The 17,033-nt window shown below is 51.3% G+C and carries 15 protein-coding genes and 1 pseudogene; 8 read left to right on the top strand and 8 right to left on the bottom strand.

Going from position 1 to position 17,033, the window contains the following annotated elements:
• The first annotated feature begins 100 nt into the window (after nt 1–100).
• From KTH_RS10340 to KTH_RS10325, 4 genes are all read left to right on the top strand, one after another.
• Nucleotides 101–1,117, top strand: a complete 1,017-nt coding sequence (locus tag KTH_RS10340) for an alpha/beta hydrolase (RefSeq protein WP_497618371.1) — start codon at nt 101–103, stop codon at nt 1,115–1,117.
• A gap of 1,145 nt (nt 1,118–2,262) precedes the next feature.
• Nucleotides 2,263–5,136 carry a tetratricopeptide repeat protein gene (locus tag KTH_RS10335; RefSeq protein ID WP_497618370.1) on the top strand — a complete coding sequence of 958 codons (2,874 nt, stop codon included), beginning with the start codon at nt 2,263–2,265 and terminating at the stop codon, nt 5,134–5,136.
• Nucleotides 5,137–5,236: 100 nt separating this feature from the next.
• The gene (locus KTH_RS10330; RefSeq protein ID WP_497618369.1) at nt 5,237–5,386 is read left to right on the top strand and encodes a hypothetical protein; all 150 of its coding nucleotides are present in this window, start codon (nt 5,237–5,239) and stop codon (nt 5,384–5,386) included.
• A gap of 164 nt (nt 5,387–5,550) precedes the next feature.
• Nucleotides 5,551–6,753 carry an MFS transporter gene (locus KTH_RS10325; protein ID WP_497618368.1) on the top strand — a complete coding sequence of 401 codons (1,203 nt, stop codon included), beginning with the start codon at nt 5,551–5,553 and terminating at the stop codon, nt 6,751–6,753.
• 345 nt (nt 6,754–7,098) lie between these two features.
• Here KTH_RS10325 and KTH_RS10320 read toward each other — a convergent pair.
• The 4 genes and pseudogenes from KTH_RS10320 to KTH_RS10305 all read right to left on the bottom strand — a co-directional run.
• Nucleotides 7,099–7,326 (bottom strand): annotated as a pseudogene (locus tag KTH_RS10320) (zinc ribbon domain-containing protein); the annotation flags it as partial.
• Between the two features lie 12 nt (nt 7,327–7,338).
• On the bottom strand, nt 7,339–7,503 hold the full coding sequence (locus KTH_RS10315) for a hypothetical protein (RefSeq protein ID WP_497618367.1): 165 nt from the start codon (nt 7,501–7,503) through the stop codon (nt 7,339–7,341).
• A gap of 118 nt (nt 7,504–7,621) precedes the next feature.
• Nucleotides 7,622–7,921 (bottom strand): hypothetical protein, encoded by a 300-nt coding sequence (locus tag KTH_RS10310; protein ID WP_497618366.1) that lies wholly within the window; start codon nt 7,919–7,921, stop codon nt 7,622–7,624.
• 256 nt (nt 7,922–8,177) lie between these two features.
• The gene (locus tag KTH_RS10305) at nt 8,178–8,312 is read right to left on the bottom strand and encodes a hypothetical protein (RefSeq protein WP_497618365.1); all 135 of its coding nucleotides are present in this window, start codon (nt 8,310–8,312) and stop codon (nt 8,178–8,180) included.
• A 52-nt stretch (nt 8,313–8,364) separates the two neighbouring features.
• On the opposite strand from KTH_RS10305, the gene lipP1 reads away from it, so the two are divergent.
• Complete coding sequence (gene lipP1 / locus KTH_RS10300) at nt 8,365–9,291, top strand: LipP1 family hormone-sensitive lipase (protein WP_497618364.1); 927 nt, start codon at nt 8,365–8,367, stop codon at nt 9,289–9,291.
• 572 nt (nt 9,292–9,863) lie between these two features.
• Here the strand turns inward: lipP1 and KTH_RS10295 are convergent.
• Entirely contained in the window at nt 9,864–10,745 is an 882-nt protein-coding gene (locus tag KTH_RS10295) for a LysR family transcriptional regulator (protein ID WP_497618363.1), read from the bottom strand.
• Nucleotides 10,746–10,932: 187 nt separating this feature from the next.
• On the opposite strand from KTH_RS10295, the gene KTH_RS10290 reads away from it, so the two are divergent.
• Nucleotides 10,933–11,961 carry an aldo/keto reductase gene (locus tag KTH_RS10290; RefSeq protein WP_497618362.1) on the top strand — a complete coding sequence of 343 codons (1,029 nt, stop codon included), beginning with the start codon at nt 10,933–10,935 and terminating at the stop codon, nt 11,959–11,961.
• Nucleotides 11,962–12,428: 467 nt separating this feature from the next.
• Here the strand turns inward: KTH_RS10290 and KTH_RS10285 are convergent, their stop codons facing one another.
• The 3 genes from KTH_RS10285 to KTH_RS10275 all read right to left on the bottom strand — a co-directional run bounded on the left by KTH_RS10285 (nt 12,429) and on the right by KTH_RS10275 (nt 15,144).
• Complete coding sequence (locus KTH_RS10285; protein WP_497618361.1) at nt 12,429–12,971, bottom strand: PadR family transcriptional regulator; 543 nt, start codon at nt 12,969–12,971, stop codon at nt 12,429–12,431.
• Nucleotides 12,968–13,642: an L-2-amino-thiazoline-4-carboxylic acid hydrolase gene (locus KTH_RS10280; RefSeq protein WP_497618360.1), complete on the bottom strand. Its 675-nt coding sequence runs from the start codon at nt 13,640–13,642 to the stop codon at nt 12,968–12,970. The genes KTH_RS10285 and KTH_RS10280 overlap by 4 nt, the downstream gene beginning before the upstream one ends.
• A 1,223-nt stretch (nt 13,643–14,865) precedes the next feature.
• Nucleotides 14,866–15,144, bottom strand: a complete 279-nt coding sequence (locus KTH_RS10275; protein WP_497618359.1) for a Tn3 family transposase — start codon at nt 15,142–15,144, stop codon at nt 14,866–14,868.
• Nucleotides 15,145–15,149: 5 nt separating this feature from the next.
• Between KTH_RS10275 and KTH_RS10270 the strand changes: the two genes are divergently transcribed.
• On the top strand, nt 15,150–16,205 hold the full coding sequence (locus tag KTH_RS10270; RefSeq protein WP_497618358.1) for an ABC transporter ATP-binding protein: 1,056 nt from the start codon (nt 15,150–15,152) through the stop codon (nt 16,203–16,205).
• Nucleotides 16,192–17,031, top strand: coding sequence for an ABC transporter ATP-binding protein (locus KTH_RS10265; RefSeq protein ID WP_497623214.1), 840 nt, complete (start codon nt 16,192–16,194; stop codon nt 17,029–17,031). Before KTH_RS10270 ends, KTH_RS10265 begins: the two co-directional genes overlap by 14 nt.
• The last annotated feature ends 2 nt before the right edge of the window (nt 17,032–17,033 follow it).

The raw sequence follows: 17,033 nt of genomic DNA, 5'->3' as shown, positions 1-17,033 counted from the left end.
ATTCTCCTCAAAAAAAAGACTTGATTCTCCAGTTACTGGAGAGTGTACACTTTTCTTTGCATCCCGGTCAAAGGTAGTATTTGAAAAGGAGGAGAAAAAGATGAAGCAGCTCTATCGAGAAGAGCGCCTGATGTTGGAAGCAGAGGGGTATCGGCTTCCGGCTGTACTGGCCTTGCCACAGGGAGGAGAAGTGAAGTGGAGAATTGTGCTTCTTCCTGGCTCTATGGCCAATGACGTGGATGGGAACTATCCAGGAACCCCGATGAAGCCTCATCTGTATGCAGATCTGGCGCGTCAATTAGCGGAGGAAGGGCATGCAGTCTTGCGATACGCCAAGTACGGAGCAGGAACAGGAGCGGAAATAGTGGATGAGCAACGGGTTGTGGCGCATCCTCTCTTTGCACGGCAACGATATATAGCCGAGGCGGCGATCAGGAAGCTCCGCGAGATGGTTCCCCGGGCGAAAGGGCTGGCGGTTGCGGGGCATAGCGAGGGGAGCGTGCATGGAATGATGGTAGCGCAACAGGCTGAACTGGGCGTTGATGCCTTCATAAGCCTTTCTGGACCGGCGTTGCGCTATATGGACCTCTTCATTCATAAAGCGCAGGAAATGGCAAAAGAACAGGGAGAGATCATCGATTTTGGAGCTTTCAAGGTTAATGCAACACATTACATCCGCGCTTTCGAGCTGATGCGGGCAGGGAAGCCATTCACGGAAGACATCAAAGCTGATCCGACTATGGAGTTTTTTGTGAAAAGCTGGGACAATGATACCACTCAGGCGCGCGAGGGACAGCAATACATGCGGGACTATGACGCAGTCGATCCATGTATCGAGATTACAAAAGTACCCTGCCCCGTGCTTGTGGTGCAAGGGGGGATGGATGATTCAGGAGTACATGCGGATAATGGTGAGCGGCTCTATCAGGCACGGCATGCGGTCTATCCCGAAACAACACAACTGGCCTTCTTCTCTGATCTCCAACACTTTTACAAATCTGTTTCGCCCGGTACCACATGGCAAGAAGCGCAGGTAATGGATGGAGAAACGGATAAGCGAGTAGGTGAGGCAATCAGTGTTTGGTTGGATGGGTTGAAAGAAGAGCGGGAGTCTTAGAATCGGTGGGCCAGAGGAGAGGAAGGCGGTAGCCTGAATACGTTCTGGAAAGCCAAGAATGTATGATGGGAGAATGTTAAAGCCAGAAACCGGGAATCTGGCAGAGCCGAAAGACGCACCTGGGCGATATGGGAAGGCCCAAAAAAAGTTGAAGTAGTTATGGAAATTTCGTGCTCTGGAGATTCTCGGTGATTGGCTCTTCTTTGCATCGTTAAACGTAATGGCCAGAGGTGGAGTGCCGGGAACAACAAATGCAAGAGATCAAGCATGGGTGATAACAGCTTCAGGAGGAGAAATGTCAGAAAATCAATGTTCTGGGAAATTTGAAGTGACCGGACACTTGCTTGCAGGATAGTAAAAGCAAGCTGGAAGCAGTGGTACCTTTGCTTGAAAAGTTGTGTGGAAGCTGGCCTGCACTTGATGACGAACTGACAGAGATTGTTCCCCAGATCGATAAGCAATAGCAGGAGTTAATCGTAAGGAAGGGAAGAGCGATGCTCAGTGCTTTTGGGTATACCACATATTGATATCTGCGTGGCTCCATCCTGCATATCTTTTCCCATCCTTCCTGTGACAATGCTATAAGGACACGAGGTAGATGGGCCCTTATACTGTGTTTGATGAACCCACTTTTCCATGTGGCATCCTCCCCGAGTAAAGCTGATATATGCTCCCGGCTTGCCACACTGTTCGCAGACAGAGATCTTCCCGCGCTTCGTCACTGTGCCAATGGGCAACGCTGTAGAATCGACAAGCTTTCGAGTGAACATTGTTTCTCCTTTTCAGGGAGGAAAAATTCATTACGCCTCGTTTTCTGCATTAGATCATAACCGGAAGGATTGTATCCCAGGCGATGATTCGCCTGATTGCCGCAATCTTCTTCCCGGGAGTAGATGTCAGAGTATGTGGGTATCTTCGTATCTGCGACTGCATTTCCTGAGATCTTGCCTTTAGCTCTATGCTGCACAGTCAGAGAGTCCAGAAGCCCCGCGACACCCCGACAAGTGAGAACAGCACCTCTAGCTCAACGAACGAAGCTGGAAAGGACCTATTGCGAAAACAGGCATTTTGGGGGCAAAATAGGAAGGTATAGTTCTTGTGCATTTGGGTAGGGAACTGTAGGGAACTTCCGCCAGGGGGAATCGATGAGCATTGGATGGATGCCTGAAGTGAAGGACGCTGTCCTGACATGGTACAGTGAAACGGGACTACAACATATCTCTGTTGAGACGGATGCATGGTATCAATGGCTTGAACGCGCCTCTCGCTTCTCCTATAGCTGCACCGAGGGAACCTTTACAGCTCGCAAAGAGACGAATAAACAGAACAGCATCTACTGGAGAGCCTACCGTAAGCGAGGTGGGAAGCTGTATCGTGCCTATCTTGGCAAATCGGAGACGCTCACGCTAGAGAGGCTGCGGGCTGTTGCTTGCAGGCTGGCAGGTGAACAGGAAGAGAAACAACAATCTTCTTCTGCGCTTGCTGCTTTGCCGCCGGCTGTATTGACTCGGCTGCTCGGTCGCGAAGCCGAGATTGCAGCGGGGAAGCGGTTGCTTGCTGATGTCCGGGTACGTTTGTTAACGATTACAGGGCCTGGAGGGGTTGGAAAGACTCGTGTGGCACTTGAACTGGCAGCTCAAATGCAGTCTGCCTTTTCAGGTGGGGTGTTCTGGGTTGAGCTTGCACCAGTGCGAGATGCTACATTTGTGCTTGAAGCCATCGTTCAGGCGCTCTCTCTTCAGGAGGATAGAAGACTTCCTCCTTTGGAACGTCTGAAGCGGTATTTGTACCCACGACAGATGTTACTTGTGCTGGATAATTTTGAGCAAGTGATCTCGGCAGCGCCGTTACTGGTTGAGTTGCTGACCTATTGTCCCCGCTTGACGTTTCTGGTCACGAGCCGCGAAGTGCTCCATGTTCGTGGAGAGCATGAGCTTCTTCTTTCGCCGCTGGCGCTTCCTGAGCCAGATAGAGTAATCGAGCCTGAACGGGCGATGCGATATGGAGCAATTGCCCTGTTTATGGAACGAGCACAAACCATCCTTCCAGACTTCCAGATAACGGCCGAGACAATGCCCTATGTGGTTGAGATCTGTTGCCGCCTGGATGGGTTGCCTTTAGCGATCGAGTTGGCCGCGGCTCGACTCAGGCTATTTTCCTTGCAGGACTTACACGAACGGCTGACGCAACGTCTGAGCCTTTTAACCAATGGTCCTCGCGACCTGCCTGAGAGACAGCAGACATTGCGTGCAACGCTTCAATGGAGCTATGATCTGCTTACACCTGAGGAACAGCGTTTTTTTCGTCTGCTGGCTTCGTTTGTTGGTGGATGCTCGTTTGCTGCGTTGGAAGCGATCTATGAACAGGTTGAAGCAGGCCAGCTTGCCGACCTCCTCACATCCCTTTTGAATAAGCATTTGTTGATGAGGCGTGAACAGGAGCAGACAGGAGGGCGCTTTGTGATGCTGGAAACGGTGCGTGAGTTTGGCATGGAGCAACTACTAGCGGCACAGGAATTTGAGCAGGTGATGGACGCTCAGGCACCGTATTATGTTCGACTTGTGGAAGAGGCGGTCGGGGCCTCAACAGAAGCTCAAGATGCGTGGTTCGATCGGCTGGAAGGTGAACGGGAAAATCTACATGTACTGCTGCAATGGCTGGTAGAGCGTGGTAAGCAGGAATACTATACCGAAATGGCGCTGCGGCTGGCGGGTGCAGTCGCTCGATTCTGGTGCCTTCGCTGGTATAGCTGGTACAACCGGAAAGAGCGCTACTGGGTTGAGCGTGCGCTTCTGCAACGGCATATGGTCTCTCCGGAGATCAGGGCACGAGCATTACAGGCGGCTGCGTGGCTTGCATTTGCTCAGGATGATGGCGTACAGGCGGAATGCTTCTATCAGGAAAGCCTATCCTGTTATCAGATAGCAGGGAATCAGGAAGGAGTGGCGGCAGCCTATCACTGGCTTGGCTACCTCGCCTGGACAATTCGACAGGACGGCGAACGGGCTTACTCCCTGCTTTCTAAATGTGCTCGCCTTGCTGAAAACGGTAGCGATCTGCTGGCGCTTGCACATCAGGCACTCGGCATTGTTGCGCTTGAACAGGGGAATCTCCCGGAGGCTCTTCTGCATCTAACTCAGAGTGTGACTCTATTTCAAGGCCAACGCAAGAATCTGGCGCGGGCCTTGCGGGGGCTTGGGCGGGTCTATTACGCTCTGGGTCAGGTGACCGAGGCGCGGCACTGTTTTGAGGAGAGCCTGAAGCTGAGCCGAGAGACAAAAGATCATCTGTATCTTGCCTTTGTGTTTGATCTCCTGGGGCAATTTGAGCTGATTCAGGGGACTCCCGGGTGTGCGCAGACGTATTTTGAAGAGGCGCTGACTATTTTTCGTCTGTTGGGAACACAACGTCATATTTCTCGAACACTTCTTCATCTGGCTGATGTGGCTCAGCGGCAGGGAGCATATGAGCAGGCACATGCGCGGTATCGGGAAAGCCTCGATCTGCTGTTCACTCTTTCTGATTCTGAGGGGATTGCGCTTTGTTTGCAGGGATGGGGTTTACTGGCAGCGCAGCAGAAGCAGTTTCGGAGAGCAGCTCAGTTATGGGGAGCCGCTGCGGCTTTTCGGACACAGAAAGCGTCCTATTCTTTCTCCCTTCCATTGGAGAGCTTGCCCTTTCCCTGTACTGATGCCGAAGGACGAGAGGCCCGGGTTCGTCGTGCAATGGGTCAGGAAGTGTTTGAGATGGCATGGCGGGAAGGTCACTCTCTGTCTCCACAGCAGTTATTGTGCATGGTTCCGTCCGCTGCTGGCTCCCAACAGAAGCATGTCCTGAGCAAGCGTGAAATAGAAGTGTTACGTCTTGTCGCGCAGGGACAGACAGATGCCCAAATTGCGGAGGCGCTGGTCATCAGCCCGCGCACTGTTCATGCTCATATGCGCTCAATTTATACAAAGCTCGGTATCTCTTCTCGCTTTGCCGCAATTCGATATGCCCTTGATGCCGAGTTGCTCTAGTTTTTCTTCCCCGCTCCTAAATAGGCACGATTACCGATGCTCTGCATCTTGCTCTCATCTATACTTTCTCCTGTAACCTCCAACGAAAGGAAAGGGATCGATGAGAGCAATTCGTATGTATGAAATTGATGGGCTCCAGGGCAAGGATATTTCCCGTCCTGCTCTGCCTGGTGTCCGCTTCTTCATCGATAGCTCAGTTGGCTGCAATGAGCACAACGATGGACTGAGTATGTTGGCAAGGACAAGCTGATCTGCGTCTTTCACTTTGAGGGACATCATTCAGGTGTTCTCTATATGGAGAAGAAAACGAAAAAGAACAAAGTGATTAGGTCTTCTCAAACGGTCAACATGTTGTCCTTTCCTGGAGGAGAGCAATTTAGTTGATGCTGGTTCTTTTTATCCGAGGTTTTGCATATGGCACTTCAATCACAAAAAATCGATATACGCGTTCTGTGGCTTGCTCTGGGAACATTTGCTCTGGGGACTGATTCCTTTGTTATGGCCGGAGTCCTGCCCTCGATTGCCCATGACATGGGTGTGACTGAGAGCGTGGCAGGACAACTGGTTACGGTTTTTGCGCTTGCGTATGCGGCTGGCGCACCTGTGCTGGCTGCCATTACCGCGCGTTGGCCTCGTCATCGTGTATTGCTTTCTTCGCTTGGCGTATTCTGTTTGGCGAACATCGGTTCAGCGATCGCGCCGAACTTTAGGCTTTTGCTACTCAGTCGGGTGTTGGCAGGCTGTTGTGCGGCGCTCTATTCCCCGATGGCGTATGCTCTGGGAACGTCATTGGCGCCATCAGAGAAGCGCGGTAAAGCTCTTGCACTGGTGGCGAGCGGCTTGATGCTTGCCACTGTGTTTGGCTCGCCCGCAGGAACCTGGGTCGGTGAGCATTTTGGCTGGCGCTTTTCGTTTAGTTTGGTGGTTTTTCTTGCCGGTCTCGCGTGCTTCGTGCTTCTGGTAGTGGGGGTGCCGGGAGATAAAGAAAACGCGACGCTCTCTCTAAAGGAGAGGCTGGTACCAATGCGGGAGCCGCGTATGCTGCTGGCACTGTCCCCGACACTGTTTGGTTATCTGGGTATCTATCTGCTGTATACCTATCTTGGGATTTCCTTGCAGCAGTCAATGCATCTGACTGATATCAGCGGTTACTTGCTGGTCTTTGGCATTGGTAACCTCATCGGGAACTGGCTTGCAGGATTTATGACTGATCGTCTTGGATCTGCTCGACCGATGATCATGGGTCAGATACTGGTCATGCTCTGTTTGGTGCTATTTTCATTCGCCTCTTTCTTCCCGATCGGAGCGCTCCTGACGCTGCTGTGTCTGGGGATTGTGATGCCGAGCTTTTTCGCGCCGCAACAGCATCGTCTCTTGCATCTGGCTCCTCAGCATGCGAACGTGCTGCTGGCTCTCAATAACTCGATGTTATATCTGGGAATAGGCAGTGCGGGCGCAATAGGTGGGTTGTTATTACACTATGCTCCGGCTCTGGTTCTTGGTCCGATCGGTGCGCTATCGGTACTGCTCGCGTTACTTCTCCTGCTTCTGAGTCTCTGGAGAAGCAAGCGTGTGCAGCCCGTCGAGATCGAACAGGATGTAGAGAAAGTAGCGTAATTGAAAGCGCCGAGCCTGATTGGAAAAGAGGTCAGATCTTCAGCCTCTTTTCCATAAGGCGTTGCTGTACATCATCTTATCAGGGAATGGATCAAGCGTCCCCTTGTTGTCAGTATGGAGAGATAGTGGAGACAGCGAGAGAGGGAGACGAAGGTTAGAAAGAAGGTCACTCACCTCCTCCTTCAGGCGGAGGCTTGCGTCTGGACTCCACCGCACCTCTGCCCCTTCACAGGGGCTTCCTTTCCCAGGAACTCTGGACGGGTCAAAGCTCTCATCAAAAGCAATAGCTTCTTTGAATGGTATGGAATTGACACTTCTCAGGGCAGAAGCCCGGGGCTTTTTCTTTCAGCCTGTATGCGTGCGAGGCGCCGCGGTACGATGATCTGTAGTAGCACGCTGTCCAGAAGCGTTCGACGTTCCTTGCGGAGCGTCGGTTTCCGTCTGCTCGACGGTACCGTGTATCGCTTTGTGCAAGATATTCAAGGCGGCGTTGTGGTCCCGATCCAGGGGCAGCCTACAGCCAGGACACAGATGGGTACGCACACTCAAGCTCTTCTTGATCCGTTGTCCACAACGAGAACACTCCTAGCTAGTGAACTGCGGTTCCACCCCGATCACCGGAAGCTGCTGCACCTTCCCATCGTATCTCACCCAGTACAAAAAGTGGCCCCTGGCGGCGTCATGCATGCTCTTGATCAGATGACAGTTCTTGACAAGATGGCAGATCTGCAAGGCTTCATAGGCAAACACGTCGTGAGACGAGATGAGCGCGTTCGCCGTCTTCCTGATGAAGCATCACCTGAGGGGGATAGTGTTCATCCCTCCTCAGGTGAGGGAGGAAATGTACCTTCCGACTCGGTGTGCACTGTTAGAAGAAGCGATATGATCCAATCACCGTCAACGGTTCGGGCCGGGGTGGTTCGGCCATCCATTGTGTAAGGCCCTCCTGGAAGTCGCGAAACTCTGGGAGGGAGGGCAGAGGATTCTCGATCCCGTCATCAAGTGACAAGATAATCACATAGGTCACTCCATCGGAGAGCCGACATGAGGCATAGCGGATGCCCTGAGGTTGTTCGCGATCAAGTGCCGCAAAAACGCGCTTGACGGCTGCTTCGATGTCTGTGACGTGTGTAGCCTGGATTTTGGAACGAATCATGAGTATGCTCATCGAACATTTCCTTTCATGTATGCAATTGCTCTTTTTCTGAGGTGAGTTTTCTCCTTTCGAAGAAGGATGCTGCCTTAAGAACATCTCTCAAGTGATTCAAGGGAGGATATTCCCGCCCTTGTTGATCGTGTCTCACCTCTCATCTCACCGACGCAACACAGCAAAAAAATGTGACTGGCTCAGCGATATCCGGTTCAGATTTTCAGTAGTGGTCAAAAGCGGAGCTAAAACACTTCCTTCACGCAGTCACATTTTCTCATTGTGCCTCGTCGAGGAAGTGACGGGAGGGATGCACAACCGATGGAAGCGGGAAGCCGCTCTCACCTCTTATGTCGGATGGAGCCTGAAGCCCTGCACCCTCCTGGTAGGCAAGCACTCCACCCATTGCCAAAGGAAATAAGCCCTGAAATGTACCAGGGCTCGCTTTTAGAAGGAGGTAATTTATGCCTGTTGATCCACAGGTCCAGGCTCTGCTGGACCAGATGGAGGCTCTGGAGGTTCCGCCCCTGGAGACGCTCCCTGTTGAAACTGCTCGTGCAGCAATACGTACTCTGGCTGGCGAGCGAGTCGTTGGCCGCGTGGAGGACCGTGAGATAGCTGGACCTGCTGGCAAGATTCGGATTCGTATCTATACCCCAGAAGGCAAAGGACCATTTCCAGTCCTCGTTTTCGCTCATGGGGGCGGCTGGGTGTATGGCTCAATTGAGAGCCATGATGCTCTCTGCCGGGAACTTACCCATGCTGCCAACTGCATCACTCTTTCGGTCGGGTATCGTCTGGCCCCGGAGCATCCCTATCCGGCTGCGCTAGAAGACTGTTACGTAGCTACTTGCTGGGCAGAAGAACATGCCAGCAGTTTCAATGGCGATCCTGAACGTATAGCTGTTGGTGGGGATAGCGCTGGTGGCAATTTGGCTGCTGTTGTTGCCTTGATGGCCCGAGATCGTAGCACTCCCAAATTATCCTATCAATTGTTGATATATCCTGTGACCGATCATTACAGTCGAAGCAAGCCTTCCTATGAAGAGAATGGCGAAGGGTACTTTGTGACAAAGAAGCATATGATCTGGTGCTGGGACCTCTATCTCTCCGGTAAGGAAGAAGCCAGGCAGCCCTATGCTTCCCCCTTACTGGCGCAGGATCTCAGTGGTCTTCCACCAGCTTTGGTCATTACCGCCGAGTATGATCCATTGCGTGACGAGGGCGAATTCTACGCCGGGCGTATGCAGGAAGCCGGAGTACCCGTGATCCTCAAGCGCTACGATGGCATGATTCACGGTTTTGTGGGTATGTATGATGTACTGGATGGTGGAAAACAGGCGCTTGCTGACCTGGCGGCAGGTTTGCGTGTGGCTTTCGGAAGAGCATAGACTTTATTGGTTTGCTTCGACTTGCCCACCTGAGCAAGCTCATGGTCGCTCGGTTGGCGCGGCTCCATCTCCGAATACTCTTTAGCAAACGCTTTCTTAGAACAAACAATGGATAAATGGGAGGTGTATTACGTGTATATTTTCTCATCAGATATATAGAATTAAAAAGAAGAGTCGGGTGACAAATATTCATACAACGAACTACTGGTGCATCATATGTTCTCAGCGTATGAGCTTTGTTCAAGCAGGCTTTGAGCCGACCCTTCCCGGCTTGATGCTGCGGCTATAACGGCTGTCTTTACACCATGTTTTCTGGAGGCTAACCCTGATGGGGGCATGCCGTAGGAATGGTGCACAATTCCTGGCGGCCATTCCCCGGGGTTTTGCTTTTTACAGGAGCCTGGGAACATCTCAGTGAAGGTTATCTCCCTCTCTGTCATTGCTCTAGACGAATTGCACTATCTGGTTAGAGTTCTCTGGCGGGCGTCCTATACCGGGAAGGATGGTTCCTCTGATTACGTTGATTTTGAGAATATTTACAGATATATGTCTTGTCCTTAGCTGTTGGCTTGTCATCGCTTGCCCTCTTCTACACACAGGGAAACGAAGTCCTGCACAAGCTCATTAGTTTCGTTCTCACGCCATGCAATGGCAATGTGAAGCGGCTCGACATCGATGAGGGGGCGCCAGACCAGATCAGGCCGGCCGTAATAGCTCGCCATAGAGGCGGGCACGATACAAATAGCTGTATTAGTGGCTACCTGCTCAAGCATCTCCTCGACGTTATCGTTGACTGGCCCCCAGACGGGCTCCCTATTGTCTGGACGAGGATTGACTGCCCACCAATCAACCCATGCTTTGGGGGCCTTCTTTGTCCACAACAATGGTTCCTCCGCGAGATCCATGATCTGAAGCTGTGTGCGTGAAGCCAGAGGGTGTGTGTATGCCATCGCTACAAAGCGGGCTTCGGTAGCGATGATCTCCATCTGTAAGCCTTGCATATCAGAGGGGAGCCAGACATACGCCATGTCAACCAGTCCTGAACGCAACGCCTCCGCTTCTGCACCCCAATCAAAGCGTTTCGGGACAATGCGTACCTCGGGGTGCAGTTCAACGAAGCGTTTCTGGGCTGCCGTGCCGACAGTGCCTGCGCCGGTTGCCTCAAAGCCTATACGGAGAAGATGCATCTGCTGGGCTTGAAACTGACGGGCGATGATAGACACGCGTTCCGCTTGCGCGAGGGTGCGTTTGGCCTCAACGAGCACGGCTTGCCCCGCCCTGGTGAGTGCCACGCCTCTGCGGTTGCGATTGAAGAGGGTCACGCCGAGATCTTGTTCCAGTTCTTTGATGGCATAACTCAATGAGGGTTGTGCGACCAGTAAGCGGCTGGCGGCTCTGCCAAAGTGAAGTTCTTCGGCCAGCACGACGAAATAGTGAAGCACCCGTAGTTCCATGAGGTTCCTTCCGTGTGGTTTCTGATAGAGCTATTCTATCACACAAGAGAATGCATGTCTTGGACAGAGCGAGCAGGTGATGTTATGCTGGTCAATACAAACAGGTTTCCACATTGAAGTGTGAGAAAGATGGCGCAAAGAGGCCGGGGTAAGCAGGAAGCTTAGACTAAGAAAATGAGGAAAAGAGATGCAGTACACTCGTCTGGGAAATACAGGGTTAGTCGTTTCTCGTCTCGCGTTCGGCGCGATGACATTTGGTTCGGGACAAGGCGCGTTCGCTTCCGTCTACAAAGTTGGCCAGGAGGAAGCGAATCGTCTGGTTGCAGGTGCGCTGGATGCAGGTGTTACCTTCTTCAACACCGCTGATGCCTATGCGGATGGACAATCTGAAGAGATGCTTGGGCGAGCTCTAGGAAGCCATCGCAAGGATGTGGTGATTGCAACGAAGGTGGGAATGCGCACCGGGGAAGCCCTGCTGCATGCTGGTCTTTCGCGGCAGCACATCATTGCGCAGGCGCAAGCCAGCCTGAAGCGGTTGCAAACGGATTACATTGACCTCTACCTTGTCCACTGCATCGACCCCTATACACCGCTTGAAGAGACGTTAGAAGCTCTTGACTATCTGGTGCGTCAAGGTATGGTGCGGTACATCGGCTTCTCAAACTGGCCTGCATGGATGGCGGCGAAAGCGGTTGGACTGCAACAGGCCAATCATTGGGCGCAATTCCGAGCGGCGGAAGTCTATTATTCACTCGTCGGCCGCGATGTAGAGCATGAGATAGTGCCCTTTACCCGGGATGCCGGGATAGGTGTGCTTGTGTGGAGTCCGCTGGCGGGCGGGTTTCTCTCTGGCAAATATAGCAGGGAGCAGCCTCAACAACAGGAGGGACGCCTGAGCGGCTTTGACATCATTCCATTTAACCGTGAGCATGGGTATGATGTTGTTGATCTTTTGAAATCCATCGCATCCAAGCATGGGGCCACGCCTGCGCAGGTCGCTCTCGCATGGCTGTTATCCCGTCGTCATGTGACTTCTCTTCTGGTGGGAGCAAGCAAAGTGCAGCAGTTAGAGGAGAATCTGGTCGCCGCGCAGGTGCAGCTCAGTGCAGATGAGCTTGCGGAACTGGACAAGCTCACAGCTCCCCAACAGCCGTATCCCAACTGGTTTATTGCCAACGTCAAGGATCCCGCGAGAGAGGAAGCGCTTGGCTCATAAACCACAGGTGCAGGAAGTCCCGTCCCCCGTAACGGGGCGGGATGAATGTGCGCCATTAGAACAGCATACAAACTTGTCATATCAAGACTTGTATCACGACGAATTTGACCCGTTTTGGTGTCGAAATGGATGTTTGCGCCAATAAGTTAAAAACAGCAAAGATCTGGGGGAGTCACGCGGCTCAAAGACTGGCCTTGTTTTCACGGCCTTCAACCTTGTCTTTAAGTCTCCTGGTTGGAAGCTGAGAACTGGAAAAAGTCGCCACAACCTTTCCTGGCTGTGTTGCACAGCAAGGTATATCATCACCCAATAAAAAAGCAAGAAACAGATGGTTTTCCCTCCTCTGAACCCTTATACGTTGAGGAGAAATGCAGCGCATTCTCACATAGACAAAAATAGGATGGCGAGAACTGGCACAGGTTGGCTTCATGAGATCGCTATCTGTGGTCAAATGATCTGACAATCGCTCAGTCGCTCTCTTCCGAGAGGATGTCACGAAGGCGGTAGAGCAGGCGGAGATCGGCTTCCAGATGCTCCTTGCCGTTCGCGAACAGGGCGCGAAGATGAGCGGGGAGTGGAAACGCTTTGTGCTTTTGCTCCTCGCCCTCAACCCATGAGGTGATTTCTTGCTCAAGCTTCGGGATAAGTGCATCAATCAGGTTTTTCCTTTTTTCTGCGGGAAGCTCCTGGAGAAAGGTCAGCGCCGTATAGAATTCAGCCGGGAAGGCCTGAGGAGGACGGCGGAAAGCTTCGATAAGCAGTCTCTGAAATTCCTGTCGCCCGGCTTGCGTCAACGCATAGATTGCTTTTGCCCGGTGACCTGTATGGGTAATTTCCTGGATCTGCACGAAGCCTTCCTTCTGAAGTTGTTGTAATGCATGGTAGATGGAACCTGGACGTACCTGTGCCCAGGTTTCAGTACGGCTTTCCTCCAACCACCTCTGGATCTCGTACCCATGTTGCGGGGTCCGGGTAAGCAGACCCAGTATCATCAAGCGCGTACTTTTCATGCTCTGTCGTTTTCTCCTGTTCGATAGAAATGGAAAGGACACATCGTTGCCCCATATCCCAGAGTACTCGGACGCTCGAAGCGTATGCCGTGCCGTTTGGGATCAATTGCTCCGATCCAGGTCGCATCATAGTCGCAGAAGATGCGGGTGAGTTCAGGCGTACCATTGGCGACAAAGAAGCGATGATAGAAGCATCGTTTCACGTTGAGCAGGTATGCCTGCTTGTCGTCTTGTGCCCGCTCAAAGCTGAACCCTTTGCCAAAAGCATCTTGCTCCCTGGTTTTGGATGTATTGATGATTGCCTGAAAAGGGTCGGCGGCCTCATCGAGCATCTGCCTGGTGAATTGACGGACAAAGCCTTCTGTTGGCTTGATAAATGCCTCGCGTATCAATTTCAGAGTCTCCTCACGAGGGAGTTCTTTTTGCAAGACGCGATAGGCTGCCAGTACCAGTACAACCATCTTGAGATTATACTTCGCTGGCATGTCAACAATCCAGTCCTGGTGTGTGGCCTCAAGGTGTGCCTGCTGTTGCTGAAGCTCGGTCAGGAGCGCCTCTTTCCTGGGATGCGTGGCGATGTGTTGTTCGATCACACGGACAAACCCTTCACAGAGAGCGTTCGTCTCAGCTTCTGCATTCAAGGTATACGTGTGAGGGTTGTGTTCTTGCATACGTTCCTCCATATGCTCAGACTTGATTCGCGAACTCCGTATATTCAAATTTGAGTATACTAACTTGAGTATAGCAGAAAGAAAGACGAAAAGCAAGGGAGAATGGGGGGCATATTGGAGTAATGTGTGTATGAGGGTCACAAAATGTCGCGCTGAACCTGGACCTCTGGCAATATGGAGAACAGAACACGGAGTCGCGGACAGAGAGATCCAAAGGAACGGTCTCTCGCATCGCATCAATAGCGTATCCCATGCTCGCGTGTCTGGGGCAAGAGAATAGACACATGCAAACAGCGCTTGAAAGCCCTGTGTCTGCTCGTTGAATGAAATTTTCTTTTCTTCTTCACAACAGCCACCTTTTATGATACACTATGAAGTGATTGCTGCTTATGGTGAATACATCGTCAAATTTACTGTAAAGCACAAAGATGGATGGAGCATAAGAGAGGTTGGAGAGGAATGGGATAGCAGGGCAGCGGGCGGCTGCTCTCTTTCCATCTGGACGTTCGTTTCTTTCCGGGTTAAACGAAAATGCTTCGCTGGAACCTGGGAACCCCTTGTTGAGACTGTGCGGGGGAGTCACTCTACATATGCCTCCACAGCCAAAAAGCCGGCCCATTTTTTGTGCACCTGCCATCGGCGCAGTACCGCCTGATCCACGAGTGTGCAACAGCTCTGGTCGCAGAACAGTTGATGCTGTCTTAGCAAGTATTCCGGAGCAGCAGAAATAGAGTCTCATGATCCCGTTCAGGAAGCAGATGGTTGATAAACCTGTGTCCCATGAGTTTTCATATGCGGAATACCAGGCTCTTCATTTGAGGGCAAGTAGGTCATCTTGTATGGGCGTATCTCTGTCAATGGTGTTGGTGTGCCGTGGGCTCCCCAGAGGAAACCGATGTGCTTGCTCTCCGGCGCCCGATCGTTTACGGAAGGGGAGTGGGTGAAGCCCCTTTGTTCCCTCTCATTGATGCAAGTGCTGGCATCATTGCATCCCAGGAGTTCCTGTTTCGGCTTGCGCTCAAAGGCCAGTGCATCGACTGACAGTGCAGCAACCCGGGAAAGATCCAGTTCCTGATTGTCCGAGCATTGATATGACGTGTCTGATAGGGGTGAGAGTGCCGCTCACTTGTCAATGGTTGGGGTGATGTGCTTCAAGGACAGAGCATTGAGCGCGGCTTTGAGGTCAATCACGTTGTTCTGTATCACACAATTGGCAATCATTCCTATATATTTGACGCGTTTTTCTCTTCCGCTGAGCCTCGTTCCAGCAGGGCAGCAAAGAGAATCCAGTCCTCAAAGGTATAGTATTGCTCGGTTTTGTTGGTGTTTCGATAAAAGATCTCTCGCGGCTTGACAGCCGAAAAGAATGTGAGCAGGAAGATGGTTTGCTCGATTATTCCCGAGACGTGGAGCGCCCGGGAGAGCCGATCTTTGCAACTGTAGATGGTGAGCTTGGCCTCTACGGATTTTGTGTTGATGTAAGAGGGATCAAACAGGCTCATTGTATGTGATGGGAGAAACTGCTATGGGTAAACGAAGAAGGTTTGGTCAGAGAACAATCGAAACATGGCAACTGGTCAGACTTGCGGCTCTATTACTCTGGCGAGCCAGCCCTTTATTAACGATGAGTGTAATCAGCTTGCTCATAATCCAGTCATTGCTTGTTCCACTACAATTATTTCTTTTTCGAGCTGTTATAGATCGTGCCTCCTTTGATCTTGGCATCATACATTCCTTACATTTTTGGGAATACTGGCTCCCGTTGGCTGGTTGGATTGCTGCAACAGTACTGGTTATGTTCGCTAGCCAGCTTATAGGCCCCCTTTCATTGACATTTCAAAACCAGGTAGGTGATCATCTCACCGCTTATGTAACCGAACAATTACTTGTTGCGGCCAATACATGGCAGGGGCTTGAGCGCTTTGAAGACCCTGCATTTGTGAATGATGTTGAGCGTGCTCGGAAGGAAGCTATTACAGGAAGTTTTAACTTAGTTATATATGGATTGCAAGCCGTTATAGCTTTTCTTACTGTCATTGCTCTCAGCTTTATCCTATTTACATTGCATCCTTTCGTCCCCTTTATTCTATTTCTGGCGAGTCTACCTCAGATGGTGCTTCAATGGGAATATCGCCATCGCACGACCAGTCGCCTTTACAGGCAAACTCCTGAAGCCCGTCGCCTTCAGTATATACGTGATCTTCCTCTGCTTCCAGAAGCAGCAAAAGATATACGTTTATACAACCTCGGTCCTTTTTTCAAAAAGGTATACAGCAGGATATTTGTTGATATCAAAACGCCGCTTGATAGACTTCGTCATAAGCTTATGGCAGTGACAACATTAAGCAGTTGTTTGTCTGCGGCATCGGCCGGCTGTGTGTATCTCTACACTGCGTGGCTTGTTTTACAGGGCCGAGCTACGATCGGAGAATTTGTACTCTATAGCGGAATTGTCTTTCTGTTCCAAAATAATTTAAGCAACGCAGGTTTTTCGCTTGGTTTTCTTCCTGTGCTCTTGAATTTCTTACCGGGTTTGTTCCGTGTTCTACATGCTCCCCCCTGATCTTTCACTTGCTGAACATCCGCATTCTGTTCCCTGTCAGATCAGGCATGGTATCACTTTTGAACATGTCACCTTTTGCTATCCGCAAAGCACTGAGCCTGTCCTGCGAGATCTCTCTTTTCATCTGAAACCGAATTGCTGTACTGCTCTTGTGGGACCGAATGGAGCTGGAAAGACAACGCTCATTAAGCTCCTCTTTCGCTTCTATGATCCGACTGAAGGACGTATATTGTTGGATGGAATTGATTTACGAAAGTATGATCTGGATGATTTACGCGCCCATATGGGAGCAATTTTCCAGGACTTTGTACGTTATGAATTCACTCTGGGTGAGAATATCGGGGTGGGTAATCTTTCCTGCATGCAAGATCGTTCTCTCTTACGTCGTGCCGCTGAAGAAGCGGACATGCTTCATTTTATTGATCAGCTACCCCGAGGATTAGATACGCCACTTGGGCGCGAATTTGGTGGGCGAGAACTCTCTGGGGGAGAATGGCAAAAGCTTGCCCTGGCAAGAGCATTCCTGCGTGATTGCTCGTTACTCGTCCTGGATGAGCCAACAGCAGCTCTGGACGCGCAGGCAGAATATAACTTGTATAGCCACTTTCAGAAACTCACTCAAGGGAGAATGACGGTGCTGATTAGCCATCGTTTTTCCTCTGTGCGTATGGCTGATACAATTCTTTACCTATCTCAAGGACAGATCCGGGAGGAAGGGAGTCATGAAGAACTGATGCAAAGGCAAGGGGAATATGCTCGACTGTATACGCTCCAGGCAGCTCAGTATGTTCGAGAAGGGCTTTCTCACGAGGAGGGAATACATTGAAA

The organism is Thermosporothrix sp. COM3 (assembly GCF_059696735.1).
This window is presented reverse-complemented; position numbering and strand designations above follow the sequence as displayed.

Excerpts from the sequence above, each read along its gene's own strand:
- KTH_RS10330 (WP_497618369.1), top strand. The coding sequence starts at position 5,237 with ATGAGAGCAATTCGTATGTATGAAATTGATGGGCTCCAGGGCAAGGAT.
- lipP1 (WP_497618364.1), top strand. The coding sequence starts at position 8,365 with ATGCCTGTTGATCCACAGGTCCAGGCTCTGCTGGACCAGATGGAGGCT.
- KTH_RS10340 (WP_497618371.1), top strand. The coding sequence starts at position 101 with ATGAAGCAGCTCTATCGAGAAGAGCGCCTGATGTTGGAAGCAGAGGGG.
- KTH_RS10325 (WP_497618368.1), top strand. The coding sequence starts at position 5,551 with ATGGCACTTCAATCACAAAAAATCGATATACGCGTTCTGTGGCTTGCT.
- KTH_RS10295 (WP_497618363.1), bottom strand. The coding sequence starts at position 10,745 with ATGGAACTACGGGTGCTTCACTATTTCGTCGTGCTGGCCGAAGAACTT.
- KTH_RS10275 (WP_497618359.1), bottom strand. The coding sequence starts at position 15,144 with ATGAGCCTGTTTGATCCCTCTTACATCAACACAAAATCCGTAGAGGCC.
- KTH_RS10285 (WP_497618361.1), bottom strand. The coding sequence starts at position 12,971 with ATGAAAAGTACGCGCTTGATGATACTGGGTCTGCTTACCCGGACCCCG.
- KTH_RS10265 (WP_497623214.1), top strand. The coding sequence starts at position 16,192 with ATGCTCCCCCCTGATCTTTCACTTGCTGAACATCCGCATTCTGTTCCC.
- KTH_RS10290 (WP_497618362.1), top strand. The coding sequence starts at position 10,933 with ATGCAGTACACTCGTCTGGGAAATACAGGGTTAGTCGTTTCTCGTCTC.
- KTH_RS10335 (WP_497618370.1), top strand. The coding sequence starts at position 2,263 with ATGAGCATTGGATGGATGCCTGAAGTGAAGGACGCTGTCCTGACATGG.
- KTH_RS10280 (WP_497618360.1), bottom strand. The coding sequence starts at position 13,642 with ATGCAAGAACACAACCCTCACACGTATACCTTGAATGCAGAAGCTGAG.
- KTH_RS10310 (WP_497618366.1), bottom strand. The coding sequence starts at position 7,921 with ATGAGCATACTCATGATTCGTTCCAAAATCCAGGCTACACACGTCACA.